The sequence below is a fragment of the Pseudomonas sp. MWU13-2517 genome (assembly GCF_023242545.1).
GTDB lineage: Bacteria > Pseudomonadota > Gammaproteobacteria > Pseudomonadales > Pseudomonadaceae > Aquipseudomonas.
Genome location: NZ_JALMFA010000004.1, coordinates 129351 through 148960 on the forward strand (window position 1 = coordinate 129351; position 19610 = coordinate 148960).

17 protein-coding genes and 1 pseudogene are annotated in these 19610 nt (G+C 60.0%); 7 read left to right on the forward strand and 11 right to left on the reverse strand.

Features of this window, described 5'->3' with window-relative positions:
• The first annotated feature begins 63 nt into the window (after positions 1-63).
• The 6 genes and pseudogenes from M5B97_RS07415 (at position 64) to M5B97_RS07440 (ending at position 6424) form a co-directional block, all read left to right on the forward strand.
• The gene (locus M5B97_RS07415; protein WP_123714771.1) at positions 64-762 is read left to right on the forward strand and encodes an MtnX-like HAD-IB family phosphatase; all 699 of its coding nucleotides are present in this window, start codon (positions 64-66) and stop codon (positions 760-762) included.
• Entirely contained in the window at positions 755-2149 is a 1395-nt protein-coding gene (locus M5B97_RS07420) for an aminotransferase class III-fold pyridoxal phosphate-dependent enzyme (protein WP_248731151.1), read from the forward strand. The genes M5B97_RS07415 and M5B97_RS07420 overlap by 8 nt, the downstream gene beginning before the upstream one ends.
• A complete protein-coding gene (locus tag M5B97_RS07425) occupies positions 2146-3012 on the forward strand; it encodes an alpha/beta fold hydrolase (RefSeq protein ID WP_123714773.1) in 867 nt (288 codons plus the stop codon). The genes M5B97_RS07420 and M5B97_RS07425 overlap by 4 nt, the downstream gene beginning before the upstream one ends.
• A gap of 116 nt (positions 3013-3128) precedes the next feature.
• A pseudogene (locus tag M5B97_RS07430) lies at positions 3129-3262 on the forward strand (GNAT family N-acetyltransferase); the annotation flags it as partial.
• Positions 3259-5037 carry a HAMP domain-containing sensor histidine kinase gene (locus tag M5B97_RS07435; RefSeq protein WP_248731152.1) on the forward strand — a complete coding sequence of 593 codons (1779 nt, stop codon included), beginning with the start codon at positions 3259-3261 and terminating at the stop codon, positions 5035-5037. The pseudogene M5B97_RS07430 and the gene M5B97_RS07435, both read left to right, overlap by 4 nt.
• On the forward strand, positions 5027-6424 hold the full coding sequence (locus M5B97_RS07440; protein WP_123714775.1) for a sigma-54 dependent transcriptional regulator: 1398 nt from the start codon (positions 5027-5029) through the stop codon (positions 6422-6424). The genes M5B97_RS07435 and M5B97_RS07440 overlap by 11 nt, the downstream gene beginning before the upstream one ends.
• A 38-nt stretch (positions 6425-6462) precedes the next feature.
• On the opposite strand, the gene M5B97_RS07445 is transcribed toward M5B97_RS07440, so the two are convergent.
• The 11 genes from M5B97_RS07445 to M5B97_RS07495 form a co-directional block, all read right to left on the reverse strand.
• Complete coding sequence (locus M5B97_RS07445) at positions 6463-6801, reverse strand: GlpM family protein (RefSeq protein WP_248731153.1); 339 nt, start codon at positions 6799-6801, stop codon at positions 6463-6465.
• Positions 6802-6811: 10 nt separating this feature from the next.
• Entirely contained in the window at positions 6812-8161 is a 1350-nt protein-coding gene (locus M5B97_RS07450; RefSeq protein ID WP_123714777.1) for a sigma-54 dependent transcriptional regulator, read from the reverse strand.
• Positions 8158-10059: a sensor histidine kinase gene (locus M5B97_RS07455; protein WP_123714778.1), complete on the reverse strand. Its 1902-nt coding sequence runs from the start codon at positions 10057-10059 to the stop codon at positions 8158-8160. The genes M5B97_RS07450 and M5B97_RS07455 overlap by 4 nt, the downstream gene beginning before the upstream one ends.
• A 55-nt stretch (positions 10060-10114) precedes the next feature.
• A complete protein-coding gene (locus M5B97_RS07460; RefSeq protein WP_060753935.1) occupies positions 10115-10849 on the reverse strand; it encodes an amino acid ABC transporter ATP-binding protein in 735 nt (244 codons plus the stop codon).
• Positions 10846-11517 carry an ABC transporter permease subunit gene (locus M5B97_RS07465; protein WP_248731154.1) on the reverse strand — a complete coding sequence of 224 codons (672 nt, stop codon included), beginning with the start codon at positions 11515-11517 and terminating at the stop codon, positions 10846-10848. The genes M5B97_RS07460 and M5B97_RS07465 overlap by 4 nt, the downstream gene beginning before the upstream one ends.
• Complete coding sequence (locus M5B97_RS07470; protein WP_134658376.1) at positions 11517-12263, reverse strand: amino acid ABC transporter permease; 747 nt, start codon at positions 12261-12263, stop codon at positions 11517-11519. Before M5B97_RS07470 ends, M5B97_RS07465 begins: the two co-directional genes overlap by 1 nt.
• 194 nt (positions 12264-12457) lie before the next feature.
• Positions 12458-13384, reverse strand: coding sequence for a glutamate/aspartate ABC transporter substrate-binding protein (locus tag M5B97_RS07475; RefSeq protein WP_134658374.1), 927 nt, complete (start codon positions 13382-13384; stop codon positions 12458-12460).
• 316 nt (positions 13385-13700) lie between these two features.
• Positions 13701-15239, reverse strand: a complete 1539-nt coding sequence (gene glpD / locus M5B97_RS07480; protein ID WP_248731155.1) for a glycerol-3-phosphate dehydrogenase — start codon at positions 15237-15239, stop codon at positions 13701-13703.
• 272 nt (positions 15240-15511) lie between these two features.
• Positions 15512-16267, reverse strand: coding sequence for a DeoR/GlpR family transcriptional regulator (locus tag M5B97_RS07485; protein ID WP_123714781.1), 756 nt, complete (start codon positions 16265-16267; stop codon positions 15512-15514).
• Between the two features lie 96 nt (positions 16268-16363).
• Entirely contained in the window at positions 16364-17869 is a 1506-nt protein-coding gene (gene glpK, locus M5B97_RS07490) for a glycerol kinase GlpK (RefSeq protein ID WP_123714782.1), read from the reverse strand.
• Between the two features lie 81 nt (positions 17870-17950).
• The gene (locus M5B97_RS07495) at positions 17951-18805 is read right to left on the reverse strand and encodes an MIP/aquaporin family protein (RefSeq protein ID WP_248731156.1); all 855 of its coding nucleotides are present in this window, start codon (positions 18803-18805) and stop codon (positions 17951-17953) included.
• A gap of 328 nt (positions 18806-19133) precedes the next feature.
• Between M5B97_RS07495 and ybaK the strand changes: the two genes are divergently transcribed.
• Positions 19134-19604, forward strand: coding sequence for a Cys-tRNA(Pro) deacylase (ybaK, locus tag M5B97_RS07500; protein WP_123714784.1), 471 nt, complete (start codon positions 19134-19136; stop codon positions 19602-19604).
• Positions 19605-19610: the final 6 nt, after the last annotated feature.

Consider the following 19610-nt stretch of genomic DNA (forward strand, 5'->3'; position numbering starts at 1 on the left):
GGCACATTCTCTGCTATACCTCGGTGGCAAGCGCATACAGCGCGCTCCATCAAGGTAAACGCAATGATCCAGTGGCATATCGTGTGTGACTTCGACGGGACCATCACCCCCACCGATGTCATCGACAACGTCCTCCAACGCTTCGCCGGCCCCGAGTGGGAAACCATCGAACAGGAATGGCTGGATGGACATATCGGTTCCCGCGAATGCCTGAGCCGTCAACTGGCGCTGATCAAAGCGACCCCGGCAGAGTTGCTGGCGTACTTCGATAGCGTCGAAATCGATCCGGACTTCCCGGACTTCGTCGATCACGTCATGGGCCTGGGCGCCACCATCGAGGTGGTCAGCGATGGCATCGAACAGGGCATCGCGCGCATCCTGTCGCGCAACTACGTGACCCTGCTGCCGATCCTCGCCAACCGCCTGCGCCAGGTCGACCAGAACAGCTGGCGCATCGACTTCCCGTATTCCAGCGATGCCTGCCGTGCCGCTGCCGGCAACTGCAAGTGCAAATCCACCCCGCGCAACAAGCGCGTGCTGGTGATTGGCGACGGCAAGTCCGACATGTGCGTGGCTTCCACCGCCGACTTCGTCTTCGCCAAAGGCAGCCTCGCCAAATACTGCGAAGCCAACGACATCCCTCACGCGCGCTTCGACACCTTTGCCGAACTGCCTGCGTTGCTGGCCAAGCTGCCGATGGGCATCGCCGCCAACGCCACCACCTTTACAGCTGAAAATCAGGAACTCTTCCACCATGTCTGATATCCGTATCGCTACCGCCGAAGACCAGGTTCTTCTGGATAAAGAAGCCAAGTATTGCTCCTACGGCGACACCGTTCACTACATTGAGCCACCGCGTATTTTCAGCCGTTGCGAAGGCTCCTACGTGTGGGATACCGAAGACCAGGCTTATCTCGACCTGCAAATGTGGTACTCGGCCGTTAACTTCGGCTATGCCAACCCGCGCCTGAACAACGCGCTGAAACAGCAGATCGACACGCTGCCGCAAATCGCCAGCCAATACCTGCACAAAGGCAAGATCGAACTGTCGGAAATGATCGCAGTCGACGCCAAGAAAAAATTCGGCCTCGATGGTCGCGTGCACTTCAACGTCGGCGGTTCGCAGTCGATCGAAGACTCCCTGAAAGTCGTGCGTAACGCCAGTAACGGCAAGAGCCTGATGTTCGCCTTCGAAGGCGGCTACCACGGCCGTACCCTCGGCGCGTCGTCGATCACTTCCAGCTACCGCTACCGTCGCCGTTACGGCCACTTCGGCGAGCGCGCGCAGTTCATCCCGTTCCCGTACCACTTCCGCGGCCCTAAAGGCATGACCAAGGAAGAATACGGCAGCCACTGCGTGCAGCAATTCGCCCGTCTGTTCGAGACCGAATACAACGGTGTGTGGGACCCGAAAGTCGGTTCCAGCGAATACGCAGCGTTCTACGTCGAGCCGATCCAGGGCACCGGCGGCTACGTGATCCCACCGATGAACTTCTACCGCGAACTCAAGCACGTACTGGATCAACACGGCATCCTGATGGTGTCGGACGAAATCCAGATGGGCTTCTACCGTACCGGCAAGCTGTGGTCGATCGAACACTTCGACGTGCAGCCGGACGTGATCGTCTTCGGTAAGGCGTTGACCAACGGCCTGAACCCACTGGGCGGCATCTGGGCCCGTGAAGAGCTGATCAACCCGAAGATCTTCCCACCAGGTTCGACCCACTCCACCTTCGCCTCCAACCCACTGGGTACGGCGGTAGGTCTGGAAATGTTCAAGATGACCAGCGAAGTCGACTACGGCGCCATGGTCATGGCCAAGGGCAAGTACTTCCTGGAAGGTCTGCAAGACCTGCAGAAGCGTTTCCCGATCATCGGCGACGTTGACGGCCTGGGCCTGGCCCTGCGCTGCGAAATCTGCGGCCCGGATGGCTTCACGCCAGACAAGGCGACTCTGGACTACATGGTCGAAGAAGGCATGAAGGGTGACATGGTGGTTGATGGCCAGAAACTCGGCTTGATCCTCGACGTGGGCGGCTACTACAAAAACGTGATCACCCTGGCCCCGTCCCTGGAAATCAGCTACCCGGAAATCGACCTGGGCCTGAAACTCCTGGAGCAACTGCTGGTGCGAGCGACCAAACGGTGAACAGCATCGGAGTCGACCTCGGTGAGGGTGACGCCGGCTTCATTCTGGGTGAAGGCCCGGTCGGGATTCTGTTGATCCACGGCCTGACCGGCACCCCGACGGAGTTGCGCCAGGTCGCCAAGGGGTTGGCCAAGGTGGGCAACTGCACGGTGTACGTGCCCACTCTGGCTGGACACTGCGGCGATAACAGCGACTTGCAGGCCACTGGCTGGCTGGACTGGTATGAAGGCGTGCGCAAGACTTTTGCGCAGGTCAAGCAGCGCCACGAGCAGGTGTTTGTCGGTGGCTTGTCCATGGGCGCGGTGATGTCGATGTATGTGGCCGCCGAACACCCCGGGCAAGTGGCCGGGCTGCTGATGTACTCCACCACCTTGAAGTACGACGGCTGGAGCATTAACAAACTGGCGTTCCTGACGCCATTGTTGATGAAGATTCCATTCGGCGTGCACATTTGCCGCTTCGAAGAGAAGCCGCCTTACGGCATCAAGAACGAGCGCCTGCGCTCGATCGTCGAACGGCAGATGAAGGAAGGGGAGAGCAGCGAGGCCGGTTTGCTGACCATGGAGGGCATCACGGTGCGCGAATTGCACCGCATGAACGCCGTGGTCAAGAAACGCATGCCTGAGGTCAAGGTGCCGGCGCTGGTGCTGCATTCCATCGAGGACGACATCACCAGCCGTTGGAACGCCGATTACGTGGAGCGCCATCTCGGTGGGCCCGTGACCAAGATCTTGCTGGACAACTGCTATCACATGATCACCGTCGACCTGCAATACCGCCGGGTGATCGAGTTGAGCGCCGAGTTCATCGAGCAACATTCCGCCGCTATCCAGGCGCCCGTAGATTACCGCCAGCGGGCATAAGCCTGGGGGCGTGAGCTGATCATCGCCCAAGCCGTCTTGGGCGTTGAATCATCCTGCGCCGGGCCTGGAACGGCTGGAAGAAAGCGCGGTCTGTGTCCTTGACTGGGCGGACGAGCGAGCTCCAGTGCAACAGCCTGTTCTTCCTCCATCATGATGGGGGGCGAACGGGCTGCCTAAACTCGCGAAAATGTTTCTTCGACCGGATCGTTCCGACCCTGCCATGGCTGCTGTGATAAGCGAAACCCGATGATCACCAAAACCCGCCCAAAAGCCCGCCCCTTTGCCATCTCGCGCTGGAGCGTCCAGCGTAAGCTGGTGCTGGCGTTCTGGCTGGTCAGCGTCATTCCTACCATGATTGCGGCTGAATTGGCGGCTACCACGCTGTCCCAGATCTTCGACAGCAACGTGCGCATCTGGCTGCAAGAGTCGACCAAGATCGTCAAGGATGAGGTCGGCAACATCCTCCATGACAACGCGCGCATGGCCAAGCTGTTCCTGCGCTACACCAGCCCGCCGTCAAGCAAGCAGGCCGCCAGGCACGACCGGCTTACCGCCGACATTGCCAGCGCCACCGACATCGACGTGGTTGCGTTGGTTCGCGCGAGCGACCACAAGATAGTGTTCAGTACGGCGTCGGACGATGTAGTCAAACAGATCAACCTGACCAGCAACGCCGTCTTGCAGACTGTGCAGGTGGCCGGCGTGACCACGGGGCTGGTGGTCTCGACGTTCGAGACGACGCAGGAGGGGGAAGACTACCTGCTTCTGGTCGCCACCTACCTGGACAGCAGTTTCCTCACCAGCGTGGCGGATGTTCACTCCCTCGACCTGCGCCTGTACCTGGCCAACCCGTCCGGTTTTTCCGAGATATTCTCGACCCAGCGTTTTGATGATCACCCTTCGCGCATTCCGAAGAGTGTCGAAACGGCCATGCGTGCCACTAAACAGCCGAGTGAGCAGTTCACCAACAATTACAGCGGTTTGTATTGGCCGATCTTCAACGACGCCGGCGACTTGCAAGGCGTGATCTTCAGTGGCTTGCTGCGCCACACCAGCCTCGTGGGACTGGTGAACCAGAGCAACCTGTTTTTGCTGATTTTCCTGCTCAGCTCGGCGCTGTCCCTGGGCGCCGGGGTCTTGGTTTCACGGCGCCTGACCAAACCGCTGCGGGACTTGTCCCAGGGTGTGAACGCGGTGATTTCCGGCAATTATGAGCACCGTGTGCTGGTCAGTGGCGGCGACGAACTGGCGCAGTTGAGCAGCACCTTCAACCACATGACCGAGCGTCTGGGCGAGCTGCACCACCTGGAAGCCCAGTTGCGCCGCCGTGACCGCTTGCACGCCCTGGGCGAGGTCGCCATGGGCCTGGCCCACGAAATCCGCAACCCGCTGGGGATCATCAAGACCGCCACCCAGTTGTTGCACCGCCGCGCCGACCTGGCGGAGACCGACAAGCGCCACCTGGAATACGTGATCAGCGAAGTCAGCCGCATCAACGACTTGATCACCGAGTTTCTCGATTTCGCCAAACCCAACCCGCCGTTGCGCGTGGTGCAGGCGGCGCGCCCGGTGGTAGAGGAAATCCTCGGGTTCTGCGGACCGGAATTGGCCACCCACAACATTGAGGCGCACATCATCGACCAGGCCCCTGGCGCGACCCTCTACGCCGATGCCAAACAGGTCAAGCAAGCGTGCCTCAACCTGATTCTCAATGCCGTCGATGCGATGCCTGAAGGCGGGCGCCTGACGTTGGGCATCGCCAGCACGGGCGGCTACACCGTGATCAGCATCGCCGACACGGGCCAGGGCATCCCGGCGGATATGATTGAGCGTATCTTCACGCCATTCGTCACCACCAAGGCGTCGGGCACAGGCCTGGGGCTGGCTAAAGTCTATTCGATCATGGAAAGTCACGACGGCAGCATTGAATGTGCCAGTGAGAAAGATGCCGGCGCTACCTTCACCCTGTACATTCCGGCGCAGGGTGAAGACGACGGTGATGATGAGGAAGGTCATGACGCATAACGTGTTGGTAGTCGACGACGAGCCCAAGCTGTGTGACTTGCTGTCGTCTGCCTTGAGCCAGAACGGTATTCAGGTGTTCACCGCAAGCAATGGCCTGCATGCGCTCAAAGTGCTGGAGCAGGAAGACATCGACCTGGTGATCAGTGACTGGCGCATGCCGGGCATGGATGGTCCCGCGCTGCTGGCCGAGATCAAGGTGCGCTTCCCGGACCTGCCGGTGATCGTGATGACGGCCTACAGCACCGTGAAAAATGCCGTGCAGTCGATGCGCAATGGCGCCTATGACTACATCGCCAAGCCGTTCGACATCGACGAGCTGGATATCACCGTGGCCAAGGCCTTGCAGTTTCGCGACATCCTGCGCGACAACGCGCGGCTGCGTGCGGAGCTGGATCACCATGCACAATTCGACAGCCTGGTGGGCGAAAGCCCGGCCTTTCGCCAGGTGCTGCACTCGATCGACTCGGTACGCGACAGCAATGCAACCATCCTGCTGACCGGTGAAAGCGGCACCGGCAAGGAAATGGTCGCCCGTGCCATCCACAAGCATGGCAGCCGTGCCGACAAACCGTTCGTGGCGGTCAACTGCGCGGCGATCCCCGAAGGCTTGCTGGAAAGCGAGATGTTCGGCCATCGCAAAGGCGCGTTCACCGGCGCGGTGAGTGACCGGGTCGGACGCTTCATGCAGGCGGACAAGGGCACGCTGTTCCTGGACGAAGTAGGCGACATGCCCCTGGCCCTGCAGGCCAAGATCCTACGGGCGTTGCAGGAGCGGGTGATCGAGCCGGTGGGCGACCCGCGCGAGCGCAAGGTCGATGTGCGCGTGATTGCCGCGACGAACAAGAACCTGCTGGATGCGGTGGCCAATAAAGAATTCCGCGAAGACCTGTATTACCGCCTCAATGTATTCCCGATTCCTTTGCCACCTCTGCGTGAGCGTGTCGAAGACATCGTGCCTCTGGCCCGGCATTTCGCCGAGACCCTGAGCGCTACTGCCGGCAAACGCATCACCGGCTTCAGCCCGGAAGCGCTGCAGGCCATGGCGGCCTACAATTGGCCGGGCAATATCCGCGAACTGCAGAACTGCGTAGAGCGGGCGACGATTGTGGCGGCCAAACCGGTGATTGAAGACATCGACCTGCCGGCTTACCTGTTTGCCTCCAAACCCGCCGAGGGTGGCGTGAGCGCGATTCTCAGCGAAGGCCCCGGTGTGCCTCAGGACCTGGATGCGGCGCTGGCGGAGGTGGAGAAAGCCTACATCCTGGCGGCCTTGCAAGAAAGCAACGGGGTACAGGCCGCGGCGGCGTCGAAGATCGGGATTTCCGAAAGAAGCTTCTGGTATCGCCTGAAAAAGCTGGGCATCCAAGTGGAAAAAATTATCCGCTGATCTTCCTGGGTATCCTGGACCTTGTGTTGGGGCGCGTGTCAGGTGTGCACGCGTACCCAGATGCTCACCAACACCGTCGCTGCGATCAGCCATGCGACCGCTGCCACGGCTAAAGAGGCTTCCAGCCGCAGCCGATCCACCATCACATACAGTGTCGCCAAATACACAAAATACGGAATGATCGACCACATCCCGAACAGGATCGTGGTCTTCAAGTCGTCCAACGACCGGCCTTTTCCCACGATGTAATGGGCGATCAGCGCAAAGGTTGGAAACAGCGGCACCAGCCCTGCGATGTAGTAATTCCTGGTCTTGGCCAGTGCGGCCAGAATCAACACCACCGCCGCGCCCAATGCGGCTTTCAATAGCAGATCCACTGTGCGCTCCTTAGTGGCTCAAGCCATATTTCTTGACCTTGTCGAACAGGGTGGTCTTGGCCATCCCCAACTCCTGGCTGGCTTGTGTCAGGTTACCGCCGCTGCGTTGCAGGGCGTCGTTGAGCAGGTTGCGCTCGAAGGCTTCAACCGCTTCGGTGAAGGCCAGGCCCTGATTGCCGCTGCTGGCGCCACTTTTCTTGAAGGCGGGCAGGCCCAGGGCGAAACGTTCGGCGACGTTGCGCAGTTCGCGCACGTTACCGGGCCAGTCGTGGCTCATCAGGCTCGAGAGGGTCTGGTTATCCAGCTCCGGCGCGGCGCGGTCGAAACGCAGGGACGACTGCTGCAGGAAGTGTTCGAACAGTTGCAGGATGTCTTCGCGGCGTTCGCGCAGCGGTGGCAATTCCAGGGTCACCACATTGAGGCGGTAGTACAGGTCGCTGCGGAACTGGCTGGCGCGGCTCAACTCGTCGAGGTCGGCTTTGGTGGCGGCGATGACCCGGCAATCCACCGCCACGCTCTGGTTCGAGCCCAGGCGTTCGAGCGTGCGCTCCTGCAACACCCGCAGCAATTTGATCTGCAGGTTGATCGGCATGCTTTCCACTTCATCGAGGAACAGCGTGCCTTCGTGGGCATGTTCGATCTTGCCGATGCGGCGCTTGCCGGCGCCGGTAAACGCGTTGGCTTCGTGACCGAAAATCTCGCTTTCGAACAGGTTCTCCGGCAGGCCGCCGCAGTTCAACGCGACGAACTGGTGGGCGTGGCGCCGGCTGAAATCGTGCAGGCAACGCGCGACCAGTTCCTTGCCGGTACCGGTTTCGCCTTCGATCAGCACGTTGGCCGAGGTGTCGGCGACGTTGGCGATCAGTTCGCGCAGATGCTGCATGGCCGGCGAGCGGCCAATGATGCGGCCTTCCAGGGAGTCGCGCTCAGCCAACTGACGGCGCAGCGCCCACACTTCCCTTGCCAGGCCGCGTTGCTCCAGGGCGCGGCGCGCCACATCGACCAGACGCTCGGGGGAGAAGGGCTTTTCCATGAAGTCGTAGGCGCCGTTGCGCATGGCGCCCACCGCCATGGAGATATCGCCATGGCCGGTGATCAGTACCACCGGCAGGCTTTTATCCCGGGCCTTCAGGCGGGTCAACAGCTCCAGGCCGTCGATGCCCGGCAGGCGAATATCGCTGATCACAATGCCGGCAAAATTCTCGCCGATGCGCTTGAGCGCTTCTTCGGCACTGCCTACGCCCACACTGTGGATATCTTCCAGTGCCAGGGCTTGTTGGCAGCCGAGCAATACATGGGGGTCGTCTTCGACGATCAGGACGGTGAGGTCGTCCTTGGGGACTGTGGCGTCTGTATTCATGTCGACTCAGCTGTTTGAGCGCCTGCCAGCGGCAAGCACAGGACAAAGGCGGTACCACCAGTGGCCGGGTGTTCCACGGCGAGGTTGCCGCCGGTGGCCGCCGCGAGGCTGGCCGAAAGGGTCAGGCCCAGGCCCAGGCCCTGTTCGCCTGGCTTGGTGGTGAAGAACGGTTCGAACAAATGTTTGCGTGCCTCGGGGTCGACACCGTGACCGTTGTCGCGTACTTGCAGGCGGTATTTGCCGTCGGCGCTGTGGCCGTCCAGCCACAGTGCCGGCGCCGGCTGTGCCTGCATGGCGTCAAGGGCGTTGCCGATCAGGTTGACCAGGATCTGTTCCAGGCGCGTCTGGTCGATCTGCAGCTGGGCGTTGGCGAAGTTGCGATGAAGGGTTATCGGCAAGCCGTCCAGACGCGCCCCCAGCAACTCGAACGCGGCGTCCACGGCTTTGCCGAGGTTGGCTTCGCCCTGGTCGTCACCGCGTCGGGCGAACGAGCGCAAGCTGGCGGTGATGCGGCCCATGCGGTCGATCAGTTCGTTGATGGTCTTGAGGTTCGCGCTGGCGGTGTCGAGGGCGCCGCGCTCAAGGAAGCGCACGGTGTTGCCCGACAGCGTGCGCAGGGCCGCCAGCGGCTGGTTCAATTCATGGGCGATACTGGTGGACATCTGCCCGATGGCTGCCAACTTGCCCGCCTGTACCAGTTCATCCTGGGCGCGGCGTAGGGTTTCTTCGGCCTGGCGCCGTTCGCGGATCTGACCCTTGAGCCGTTCGTTGCTGGCACGCAGGTCGGCGGTGCGTTCGGCAATCCGCCGCTCCAACTGGCTGTTGGCTTCCTGCAAGGCTTCGCGGGCAGCCAGGCGGGTGGCGATGACCTTGCGCCGTTCGTTCCAGGCGATCAGCAGAAAGGCCACCAGGCCGAAGGCGACGGCCACCAGGATGCCTTGATTGATTGCCGCGCGGCGCAGGTCATTGAGCGGCGTCAGCAAGGTGAAATTCCATGGCGTGTCGTTGAGCGGACGGGTTTGTGCCAGGTAGCTGACCGCATGTTCGTCGTTCACCACTTCACTGTTGGCCGGAAAGGTGAGTTTCTCGGTGCCCTCGTTGAGGCGCTCGCGGGCCAGGGGTTGCAGCTCGTTCAGGGTCGCCCAGTAATACTGCAGGCTGTGGGCCAGGCGCTCCTTGGTGTCATCGCTCAGTGGGCGCACGGCCTTGAGTCGGCGGGCCGGGTCGCTGGAGAGGATGATGATGCCGTTTTCATCGCTGACAAACGCTTCGAGGCGTGCCCGTTGCCAGCGTTCTTCCAGGGCTTCGAGACGCACTTTGACCACGGCCACGCCGATGATCTTGCCGTGCTCTTCCAGGCCGTGGGCCAGGTAATAGCCGGGTTCGCCGTTGGTGCTGCCGATGCCGTAGAAACGGCCGGGTTGGCCACGCACGGCGTTCTGGAAATAGGCACGGAAGGACAGGTCTTCACCCTGGTAACTGTCGGCATCGCGCCAGTTACTGGTGGCCAGTACACGGCCGGTGGTGTCCATCACGTAGATGGCCCGGCTGCGACTGCGTCGGTTCAGGCCCTCCAGGTAATCGTTGACGGTTTTGCGCGTCTCCTGATTCGGATCGGCCAGCAGTTGGGAAACGCTGGACTCCAACTCCAGGAGGCTGGGCAGGTAGGTGTATTTGCTCAGTTCGCTTTCGACGGTGCGGGCGTGCAGCTCCAACTGGCGTTCGCCATTGTCGCTGAGCGTGCGGATGCCATAGAACTCACTGACCCAGAAGCCGATGTAGCCCAGGCCGATCATCAGGGCAATGATCAACGGCGGCAGGAACAGTTGGCGAATCAGACGTGGTTTCACGGCAAGTGATGGCGGTGCGGCGCGAAATTGGTTGGGGTCGCATTTCATCACAGATGCCTTGGGTCAGCTACTTCTCCCCCCGACTGCAGGAGCGAGTTGCTTTTTAGTGCTGCAGGATTTTCTCGAGGAAGTGCTGCGCGCGTTCGGAGCGCGCGCTGATATCGCCGAAGAACTCTTCTTTCGGGCAGTCTTCGATGATCTTGCCGGCATCCATGAAAATCACGCGGTCGGCCACTTTACGGGCAAAGCCCATTTCGTGGGTCACGCACATCATGGTCATGCCTTCCTGTGCCAGTTGCACCATCACATCGAGCACTTCGTTGACCATTTCCGGGTCGAGGGCCGAAGTGGGTTCGTCGAACAACATGACGATCGGGTCCATGGCCAGGGCGCGAGCAATCGCCACCCGTTGCTGCTGGCCGCCGGACAGTTGGCCCGGATGCTTGTGTGCGTGAGCCGACAGGCCAACGCGGTCAAGCAGTTGCAGGCCCTTCTTGGTGGCTTCTTCCTTGCTGCGGCCGAGCACCTTGATCTGCGCGATGGTCAGGTTTTCGGTGATGGTCAGGTGTGGGAACAGTTCGAAGTGCTGAAAGACCATGCCCACGCGCGAGCGCAGTTTCGGCAGGTTGGTCTTCGGGTCGGCGATGGAGGTGCCGTCGACCACGATGTCGCCCTTCTGGAACGGTTCCAGCGCGTTGACGCATTTGATCAGGGTGGACTTGCCCGAGCCCGATGGCCCGCACACCACGATCACTTCGCCTTTTTTAACCTCGGTGCTGCAATCGGTCAGCACCTGGAAGTCGCCATACCACTTGTTGATGTTCTTGATAGAGATCATACGGCAAACCTTTTTTGCAGACGCTTGACCAGCAGCGAGGCGGAAAAGCTGATGATGAAGTAGACGACACCGGCGAAGATCAGGAACTCATTGGAGCGGCCAATGATGTCGCCGTTGGAACGGGCGGAGTTGAGGAAATCCACCAGGCCCACGGTGTAGACCAGCGAGGTGTCCTGAAACAGGATGATCGACTGTTGCAGCAGCAACGGGGTCATCTTGCGGAACGCCTGGGGCAGGATGATCAGGCGCATGGTCTGGCCATAGGTCATGCCCATCGCTTGGGCTGCGCCCATCTGGCCCTTGGGGATCGACTGCACGCCGGCCCGCACGATTTCACAGAAGTACGCGGCTTCGAACATCATGAAGGCCACGACGCAGGATGTGAACGCGCCGATCGGGGTGTCCTCGCCTGTGATCCAGCGCAACACGAACGGTACCGCCAGGTAGAACCAGGTGATCACCAGCAGCAGCGGGATCGAGCGGAAGTAGTTCACATAAGCGCCGGCCAGGCGCGACAGCAGTTTGTTGGACGACAGGCGCATCAGCGCGAGGAGCGTACCCAGCGCGATGCCGCCGACCACGCCCATGACCATCAGTTGCAGGGTCATGAGCATGCCGTTCCACAGGCCGGGGATGGCGGGGATGATGCCGCTGAAATCGAAGTCCATTATTTACCCCCCACGGAGATCAGGCCGGGCACGGCGACTTTCTTCTCGACCAGGCGCATCAGCAACATCAGGCTCATGTTCAGGGTGAAGTAGATCAATGTGGCCAGGGTGAAAGCTTCAAACAGGTTGGCCGAGAACTCGGCGGTCTGCTTGGTTTGCGCCAGCAACTCCATCAGGCCGATCAAGGACGCCACGGAGGAGTTCTTGAAGACGTTGAGGAATTCCGAGGTGAGCGGCGGAATGATGATCCGGTAGGCTTGGGGCAGCAGCACGTTCCAGTAGATCTGCGGCAGCTTGAAGCCCATGGCGCGCGCGGCGGATTCCTGGCCGCGTGGCAGCGCCTGGATGCCGGTGCGCACCTGCTCGCACACTCGAGCGGCGGTGAACAGGCCCAGGCACACGACAACGCTCAGGTAGGCCGAGGTGGTCGGGTTGAGGTCTTGTTTGTACCAGTCCTGCAGGTTCTGCGGCAGCATGTCGGGTACCAGGAAGTACCAGATGAACAGCTGAACCAGCAGCGGCACGTTACGAAACAGTTCCACGTAGCAGGTCGCGATGCCCGATACGAGACGGTTTGGCACGGTGCGCATGACCCCCAGTATGGAGCCCAGCAGCAAGGCGATAATCCATGCCACGACAGCGATGGCGATGGTCCAGCCCAGGCCGGCGATGTACCAGTCGAGATAAGTCTCGCTGCCCACGCCGGTGGACTTGAAGAATACGCCCCAGTCCCAGTTGTAATTCATTAGGGTCTCCCCTCGAGATCGATCGATGTACAAGCACCCGCTTGGGGAAGATCCTTTCCCGCCTGACAGTGAACGCCAGGCACACGCGATCGGCTCGAAAACCGCCAGGTCGAGTGTTCCAAATTAAAGCCAGCAGGTAGTAACAGACGCCTGAGGGAGCGTTGGCTCCCTCAGGAGATAAGCTTAGTCAGGTCTCAGATTTTTACGTCAGGCGCTGGCTTGTCGCTTGGGTTGGCTATCAGCTCCTTGACCTTGTCGCTCATCGGGAATTTCAGGTTCAGGCCTTTAGGTGGGATCGGGCTTTCGAACCACTTGCTGTAGATCTTGTTGATTTCGCCGGATTTGAACAGGGCAACAATGGCGTCATCGACAGCTTTCTTGAAGGCTGGGTCGTCTTTACGAACCATGCAGGCGTAGGCTTCGAAGGATTGTGGAGTACCGGTGATGACCCAGTCGTCCGGCTTCTTGGCCTTGGCTTCTTCACCGGCGAGCAGGGCGTCGTCCATCATGAAGGCAACGGCGCGGCCGCTTTCCAGCATCTGGAAGGATTCGCCGTGGTCTTTGGCGGAGATGACGTTCATGCCCATCTGCTTGTCGGCGTTCATCGCCTTGATGATGCGCTCGGAGGTGGTGCCGGCGGTGGTCACGACGTTCTTGCCTTTCAGGTCGGCGAAGTCGGCGTAGCTCGGCTTGCCATCCTTGTCTTTCTTGACCAGCAGACGGGTGCCGATTTCGAAGATGTTGATGGTGAAATCAACTTGCTGGGCGCGTTCGGCGTTGTTGGTGGTGGAACCGCACTCAAGATCCGCAGTGCCGTTCTGGATCAGCGGGATACGGGTTTGCGAGGTGACCAGGTTGTACTTGGTCTTCAGGTCGGGCTTGTTCAGGTCTTTTTTCAGTTGCTCGACGACAGCCACTTGAATGTCGTGGGAGTAGCCGACAGGTTTGCCCGAACCATCCGCGATGTAGGAAAACGGAATGGAGCTGTCGCGGTGTGCGAGCGTGATGGTGCCGGAATCGTTGATCTTCTTCAGCGTGCCGGTAAGCTCGGCGGCGAAAACTGGAGTGCTGATCAGAGCAGCAGCGATAGCTGCGCCCAGAATATGGGGAACGATGCGCATCAATACTTCCTCGACATTTGTTTTTTTTATGAAGCCGGCTAGACGGCTCTCTTGTACAGCGAATGCCTGTAACGGCTCCTGAGGCGTCTCAGGCAATCGTCAGGAAGTGTAGAGCATGACTCGTGCCATACCCGAAGTAAAAGGTTAACTGACTGATTTACATGGATATTAAATTTGTATGACGGCGGTTTTACACCGGTGCAATACGGTAAACCGAATGGTGCAGGGGATGCCGTTCGGAAAACCGAATGGGCATGGGGCTATAAAAAAGCCCCTGGACCTTAAGGTGCAGGGGCTTCGGCGAGTGGCTTATGGCTCAGGCTGCTTCGATCTTGGCGCGGTTCTGTTCCACCTTGGACAGGTACCGCTGCAGGTTTTCCTGTTCCTGCGGGGTGGTGAACAGGCCCAGTTTGGTACGGCGCCACAACACGTCCTGCGGTTGTGTCACCCATTCTTCGGCGCACAGGTAATCGACTTCACGGGTGTACAGGCCACCACCCAGGTGGTCGCCCAGGTCAGCCAGCGATTGCACGCCTTCCAGCAGGCGCCAGGTGCGGCTGCCATACGTGGTCGCCCAGCGCTGGGCAATTTCGCGCGGTACCCAGGCGAATTTGCTGCGAATGGCGTCGGCCAGGGCTTGTGGTGTGGTCATGTTTTCGCCGCCGGGCAGGCTGGCTGTTGCGGTCCAGCTTGGACGCATATGGGTGAAGAACGGCGCCAGCTGTGCCATCGCCGACTCGGCCAGCTTACGGTAGGTCGTCAGCTTGCCGCCGAATACCGACAGGATCGGCGCTTCACCGTTACCGCCGGACAGTGCCAGGGTGTAGTCGCGGGTGATGGCCGATGGGTTATCCGACTCATCGTTGCACAGCGGGCGTACACCGGAGTAAGTGTGGACGATGTCGTCACGGCTCAGCTGCTTCTTGAAGTGGGCGTTGACTACATTGAGCATGTAGTCGGTTTCACCTTCGGTAATCGCCACTTTAGCCGGGTCGCCGGTGTATTCACGGTCAGTGGTGCCGATGATGGTCAGGTGGTCCTGATACGGAATGGTGAAGACAATGCGCTGGTCTTCGTTCTGCAGGATGTGCGCGTGGGCGCCTTCGTACAGCCTCGGCACGATCAGGTGGCTGCCCTGGATCAGGCGGATGCCGTAGGGCGAATCCAGCTTCAGGTCATCCTTGATGAACTTGGCGACCCACGGGCCTGCGGCGTTCACCAGCGCCCGGGCGCGGATCGAGAACAGACTGCCATCGGCACGCTCCATGTCCATTTCCCACATGCCGTTGCTGCGATGTGCACTGACGCAACGGGTCTGGGTATGGATATGTGCGCCTTTCTCGCGGGCGGCCATGGCGTTGAGTACCACCAGGCGGGCGTCATCGACCCAGCAGTCGGAATATTCGAAGCCTTTGGTGATTTCGCTTTTCAGCGGACTGTCAGGGCCGAACTTGAGGCTTTTGGAGCCTGCAAGTTTCTCGCGCTTGCCCAAGTGGTCGTACAGGAACAGGCCGGCGCGAATCATCCATGCCGGACGCAGATGCGGACGGTGCGGCAACACGAAACGCATCGGCTTGACGATGTGCGGGGCCTTGGCCAGCAGTACTTCACGTTCGGCCAGGGCTTCGTGCACCAGGCGGAACTCGTAATGTTCCAGGTACCGCAGGCCGCCGTGAATCAGCTTGCTGCTGGCAGAAGACGTGTGGCTGGCGAGGTCGTCCTTTTCGCAAAGGAATACCGACAACCCGCGCCCGGCTGCGTCTGCTGCAATGCCGACGCCATTGATCCCGCCACCGATTACGGCAACGTCATAGACTTCGGCAAGCGGTGGAGCAGGCAAGGTGGAAGGGGTCATCGGCTGGCCTCGCGATCTTTTCGTCTTTGAATTCGAACATTAATGTTCATTTGCGAAAATGGTAGCTGATAAACACGCCCACAGCCACCCAACTTCGATTGAAAAAACTCATCGAAGGACGGAAAAAGGAAAATTTGTGAACATGAACCCGGGGCGGGCTCCAGAATAAGGGCTGAACACCGGAGCTGGCCCCTCCCTCATTCAACCGGGTTCCAGCAAGGGAGCACAGTCAATGCGGGAGGAGGCCTGCTCCGATCACGGCCGGACAGGCGCTAAACGACTTCCAGGCGAACTTTGTGCTGGTTGAGCAACTGTACCAACGCCGGCACCGGCTGCTGGTCGGTCACCAGGCAATCCACCAGGCTGATCGGCCCCAAGCGAATCATGGCGTTGCGCCCGAACTTGCTGGAGTCCGCCGCCAGGATCACTTGGCGTGCATTGGCGATGATCGCCTGGGAAACCCTTACTTCCTGATAATCGAAATCCAACAGACTGCCGTCTTCGTCGATGCCGCTGATGCCCACCAAGGCAAAATCGACCTTGAACTGGTTGATGAAATCGACGCTGGCCTGGCCCACCACACCGCCGTCCCGGCGCACATTGCCACCGGTCAGCAACACATCGAAGTCGTCCTTGGCACTGAGCATGGCGGCGACGTTGAGGTTGTTTGTGATGATTTTCAGGTGGTTGTGATTGAGCAGCGCACGGGCTATGGATTCGGTGGTGGTGCCGATATTGATGAACAAAGAGGCATGGTCGGGAATTTGTGCGGCGATGGCTTCACCGATGCGCTGTTTCTCATCGCGCATTTGGTCGGCACGCATGGCGTATGCCGTGTTCTCGACACTGGAATCATAGGCCGCGCCGCCATGGTAGCGGCGCAACAGATTGGCGTCCGCCAGTTGGTTGATATCGCGGCGGATGGTTTGCGGGGTGACAACGAACAGCTGCGCCATTTCCTCGATACTGACGTAGCCGCGTTCGCGGACCAGTTCGAGGATTTGTTGTTGGCGGGGAGGCAGATTCATGGGGCGTCCTTTGGGCTGCCATACAAAAAGTGGCCCATGATGACGCAGCAAGCGGCTCCCCGCCAGTTACAACCCGATATGGATCCGGCAGTTGGCTTATTCGGCGCCTTCGTGGGGCTCCCAGTCGCGGGTGCGGCTGACCGCTTTCTGCCAGCCTGAGTACAACTTCTCCTTGGCTGCCTCATCGAGCTGTGGTTCGAATTCGCGCTCGATCACTGCTTTACCGCGCAACTCCTCCAGGCTACCCCAGAAGCCACACGCCAGGCCCGCCAGGTAAGCCGCACCGAGGGCCGTGGTTTCGCGCATTTGCGGGCGCTCGACCTGAGTACCGAGGATGTCGGCCTGGAATTGCATCAGGAAGTTGTTGGCCACTGCACCGCCGTCTACACGCAGAGCCCTGAGGCGTTCGCCCGAGTCCTGCTGCATGGCGTCGAGGACGTCGCGAGTCTGGTAGGCAATAGACTCCAGGGCTGCACGAATAATGTGATCCACGCGTACGCCGCGGGTCAGGCCGAACAGCGCGCCGCGGGCGTAGGGGTCCCAGTACGGAGCGCCCAGGCCGGTGAACGCCGGCACCAGGTATACGCCATTGCTGTCCTTGACCTTGCCGGCGAAGTATTCGGTGTCGTGGGCGTCATTGATGATTTTCAACTCATCACGCAGCCACTGCACGGTGGAGCCACCGTTGAAGACCGCGCCTTCCAAGGCGTAGGCCACTTCGCCGCGCGGGCCGCAGGCAATGGTGGTGAGCATGCCGTGCTTGGACTTCACGGCTTTATCGCCGGTGTTCATCAGCAGGAAACAACCGGTGCCGTAGGTGTTCTTGGCTTGGCCCGCTTCGACGCACATCTGGCCGAACAGGGCGGCCTGCTGATCACCGGCGATGCCGCCGATGGCGATGCCGCTTTTGGTGCGGCCGTAGATTTCGGAGGAGGACTTCACCTCCGGGAGCATTTCCCGAGGGATGTCGAGAATCTCCAGCATTTTCGCATCCCACTCCAAGGTGTGGATGTTGAAGAGCATGGTGCGCGAGGCGTTGGTGTAGTCGGTAACGTGGGTCTTGCCGCCGGTAAATTTCCAGATCAGCCAGCTGTCGATGGTGCCGAACAGCAGCTCGCCGTTGCGCGCACGCTCGCGGCTGCCTTCGACGTTGTCGAGAATCCACTTGAGCTTGGTGCCGGAGAAGTACGGGTCGGTAACCAGGCCCGTGGTGTCGCTGATGTATTGCTCATGGCCATTGCGCTTGAGCTGCTGGCAGATCTCCGTGCTGCGGCGGCACTGCCAGACGATCGCATTGTAGATCGGGCGACCGGTGACTTTGTCCCACACCACAGTGGTTTCACGCTGGTTGGTGATGCCGATGGCGGCAACCTGGTCATGGTGCAGGCCGGCTTGGGCCAGGGCCTCGACCATCACTGCGCTCTGGGTGGCGAAGATTTCCATCGGGTCATGTTCGACCCAGCCAGCCTGCGGGTAATGCTGAGCGAATTCACGCTGGGCGGTGCATACCACGTTGGCGTCCCGATCAAAAATGATCGCCCGCGAACTGGTGGTGCCCTGATCAAGGGCAATGATGTAGTTCTTGTTCTGAATGTCGGTCATGTCGATTGCCTTGGACGGAAGTAAGGAAGTCAGTAATCAGCCTGGGCCGCGAAAAGGGCAGTGGGCGCCAGGCTGGCGCGATCAGGAAATATGCGTCTTGCCGTTGACGGCGGTGTCAGTTGTTTCAGAAGCAGCCGGTGCGGCGCTCGGCAGGTGACGGGCAATCAACCCGCGATAGGCTGCAGCGCCGAGGCATGCGCCGATGATCGGAGCGAAAATCGGCACCAGGAAGTAAGGAATATCGCGACCACCCGTGAAGGCTATTTCACCCCAACCGGCGAAAAAGGTCATCAGCTTGGGGCCGAAGTCACGCGCCGGGTTCATCGCAAAGCCGGTCAGCGGGCCCATGGCGCTACCGATCACTGCAATCAGCAGGCCGATCAGCAGGGGCGCCAACGGGCCGCGCGGCAGACCGTTGTTGTCGTCGGTGAGGGCCATGATCACGCCCATCAGGATAGCGGTGATGATCATCTCTACCAGGAACGCCTGGGCGGTGCTCAGCAGCGCATGGGGGTAGGTGGAGAACACCGACGCCAACTCCAGGCTGGCCTGGGAGCCGCGAACCATATGGTGAGTTTGTTCGTAATCGAAAAACAGGTTGCTGTAGAGCGTATAGACCAATGCTGCGGAGCAAAACGCACCGGCGATCTGGGCAAGGATATAGAAGGGCAGTTTGCGCTTTTCGAAATCGGCGAAAATACACAGGGCAATACTGACTGCCGGGTTGAGGTGAGCCCCGGAAATACCGGCGCTCAGGTAGATCGCCATACTTACGCCGACCCCCCAGATAATACTGATTTCCCATAACCCGAAGCTGGCATCCGCGACCTTGAGCGCAGCCACACAACCGGTACCGAAGAAGATCAGGAGCGCAGTCCCCAGGAATTCGGCCATGCATTGGCTCGAAAGTGAAGGCTGTTGAAGAGCAGTTGTCATGGAAAACCTCTGTTTTTGTTGTTGTCTGTTGTCTCGTCGCAAAGGGCGAGCGTCGACTTTCACCGTGGAAAAGGATCCCCATCCTGGCCCACGGTTTACTGCTCGAGTGCTGCAGGGGTTATTCCTACAGTATTCGGAAACGAAAAAATATAGACAAGAATGGCGCCTGTCAAAGGTCGAAAGTGAACCATTGGTCATTTTCGAACTATTGGTGTGGTGAATGATCATGCGATGCGCATTGCGTGACGGTTATCCAAGGGTTGCACTAGAGCGTTTTGTGCGCACTTGGCCTAGAATTGGCCATCAGTTTGCCCAGCCTGGAGCGCTCATGACCCCCGCATTGGACCTGTTGAAAAAAGTTCGCGCCGAACATCGTATTCACAGTTATGAACACGACCCCAAGGCGGCGTCTTATGGCTTGGAAGCGGCGGAAAAGCTGGCGCTCGACCCGGCGCAGGTGTTCAAGACGCTGCTGGCCAGCAGCGAGAAAGGTGAGTTGCTGGTGGCGGTCGTGCCGGTCGTCGGAAGTCTGGATCTAAAAGCCCTGGCCCAGGCGGCAGGGGTGAAAAAAGTCGAGATGGCCGACCCGTTGTCGGCGCAACGCGCCACGGGTTACTTGTTGGGCGGTATCAGCCCACTGGGTCAGAAGAAGCGTTTGCGCACGTTCATCGATGTGACGGCACAACCGTTTGCGACGATTTTTGTCAGCGCGGGGAGGAGGGGCTTGGAGGTTGAGCTGCCGGCGGCCGTGCTGGCTGAACATACCCAGGCCAAATTCGCGGAAATTGGCCGGGCCTGATAGGTG

What these genes read in the sequence shown, in the direction of transcription:
- M5B97_RS07420 (WP_248731151.1), top strand. Translation starts at nt 755, where the DNA reads ATGTCTGATATCCGTATCGCTACCGCCGAAGACCAGGTTCTTCTGGAT.
- glpD (WP_248731155.1), bottom strand. Translation starts at nt 15,239, where the DNA reads ATGACCCCTTCCACCTTGCCTGCTCCACCGCTTGCCGAAGTCTATGAC.
- M5B97_RS07440 (WP_123714775.1), top strand. Translation starts at nt 5,027, where the DNA reads ATGACGCATAACGTGTTGGTAGTCGACGACGAGCCCAAGCTGTGTGAC.
- glpK (WP_123714782.1), bottom strand. Translation starts at nt 17,869, where the DNA reads ATGACCGACATTCAGAACAAGAACTACATCATTGCCCTTGATCAGGGC.
- M5B97_RS07495 (WP_248731156.1), bottom strand. Translation starts at nt 18,805, where the DNA reads ATGACAACTGCTCTTCAACAGCCTTCACTTTCGAGCCAATGCATGGCC.
- M5B97_RS07415 (WP_123714771.1), top strand. Translation starts at nt 64, where the DNA reads ATGATCCAGTGGCATATCGTGTGTGACTTCGACGGGACCATCACCCCC.
- M5B97_RS07455 (WP_123714778.1), bottom strand. Translation starts at nt 10,059, where the DNA reads ATGAAATGCGACCCCAACCAATTTCGCGCCGCACCGCCATCACTTGCC.
- M5B97_RS07460 (WP_060753935.1), bottom strand. Translation starts at nt 10,849, where the DNA reads ATGATCTCTATCAAGAACATCAACAAGTGGTATGGCGACTTCCAGGTG.
- M5B97_RS07465 (WP_248731154.1), bottom strand. Translation starts at nt 11,517, where the DNA reads ATGGACTTCGATTTCAGCGGCATCATCCCCGCCATCCCCGGCCTGTGG.
- M5B97_RS07435 (WP_248731152.1), top strand. Translation starts at nt 3,259, where the DNA reads ATGATCACCAAAACCCGCCCAAAAGCCCGCCCCTTTGCCATCTCGCGC.
- ybaK (WP_123714784.1), top strand. Translation starts at nt 19,134, where the DNA reads ATGACCCCCGCATTGGACCTGTTGAAAAAAGTTCGCGCCGAACATCGT.
- M5B97_RS07475 (WP_134658374.1), bottom strand. Translation starts at nt 13,384, where the DNA reads ATGCGCATCGTTCCCCATATTCTGGGCGCAGCTATCGCTGCTGCTCTG.
- M5B97_RS07470 (WP_134658376.1), bottom strand. Translation starts at nt 12,263, where the DNA reads ATGAATTACAACTGGGACTGGGGCGTATTCTTCAAGTCCACCGGCGTG.
- M5B97_RS07485 (WP_123714781.1), bottom strand. Translation starts at nt 16,267, where the DNA reads ATGAATCTGCCTCCCCGCCAACAACAAATCCTCGAACTGGTCCGCGAA.
- M5B97_RS07450 (WP_123714777.1), bottom strand. Translation starts at nt 8,161, where the DNA reads ATGAATACAGACGCCACAGTCCCCAAGGACGACCTCACCGTCCTGATC.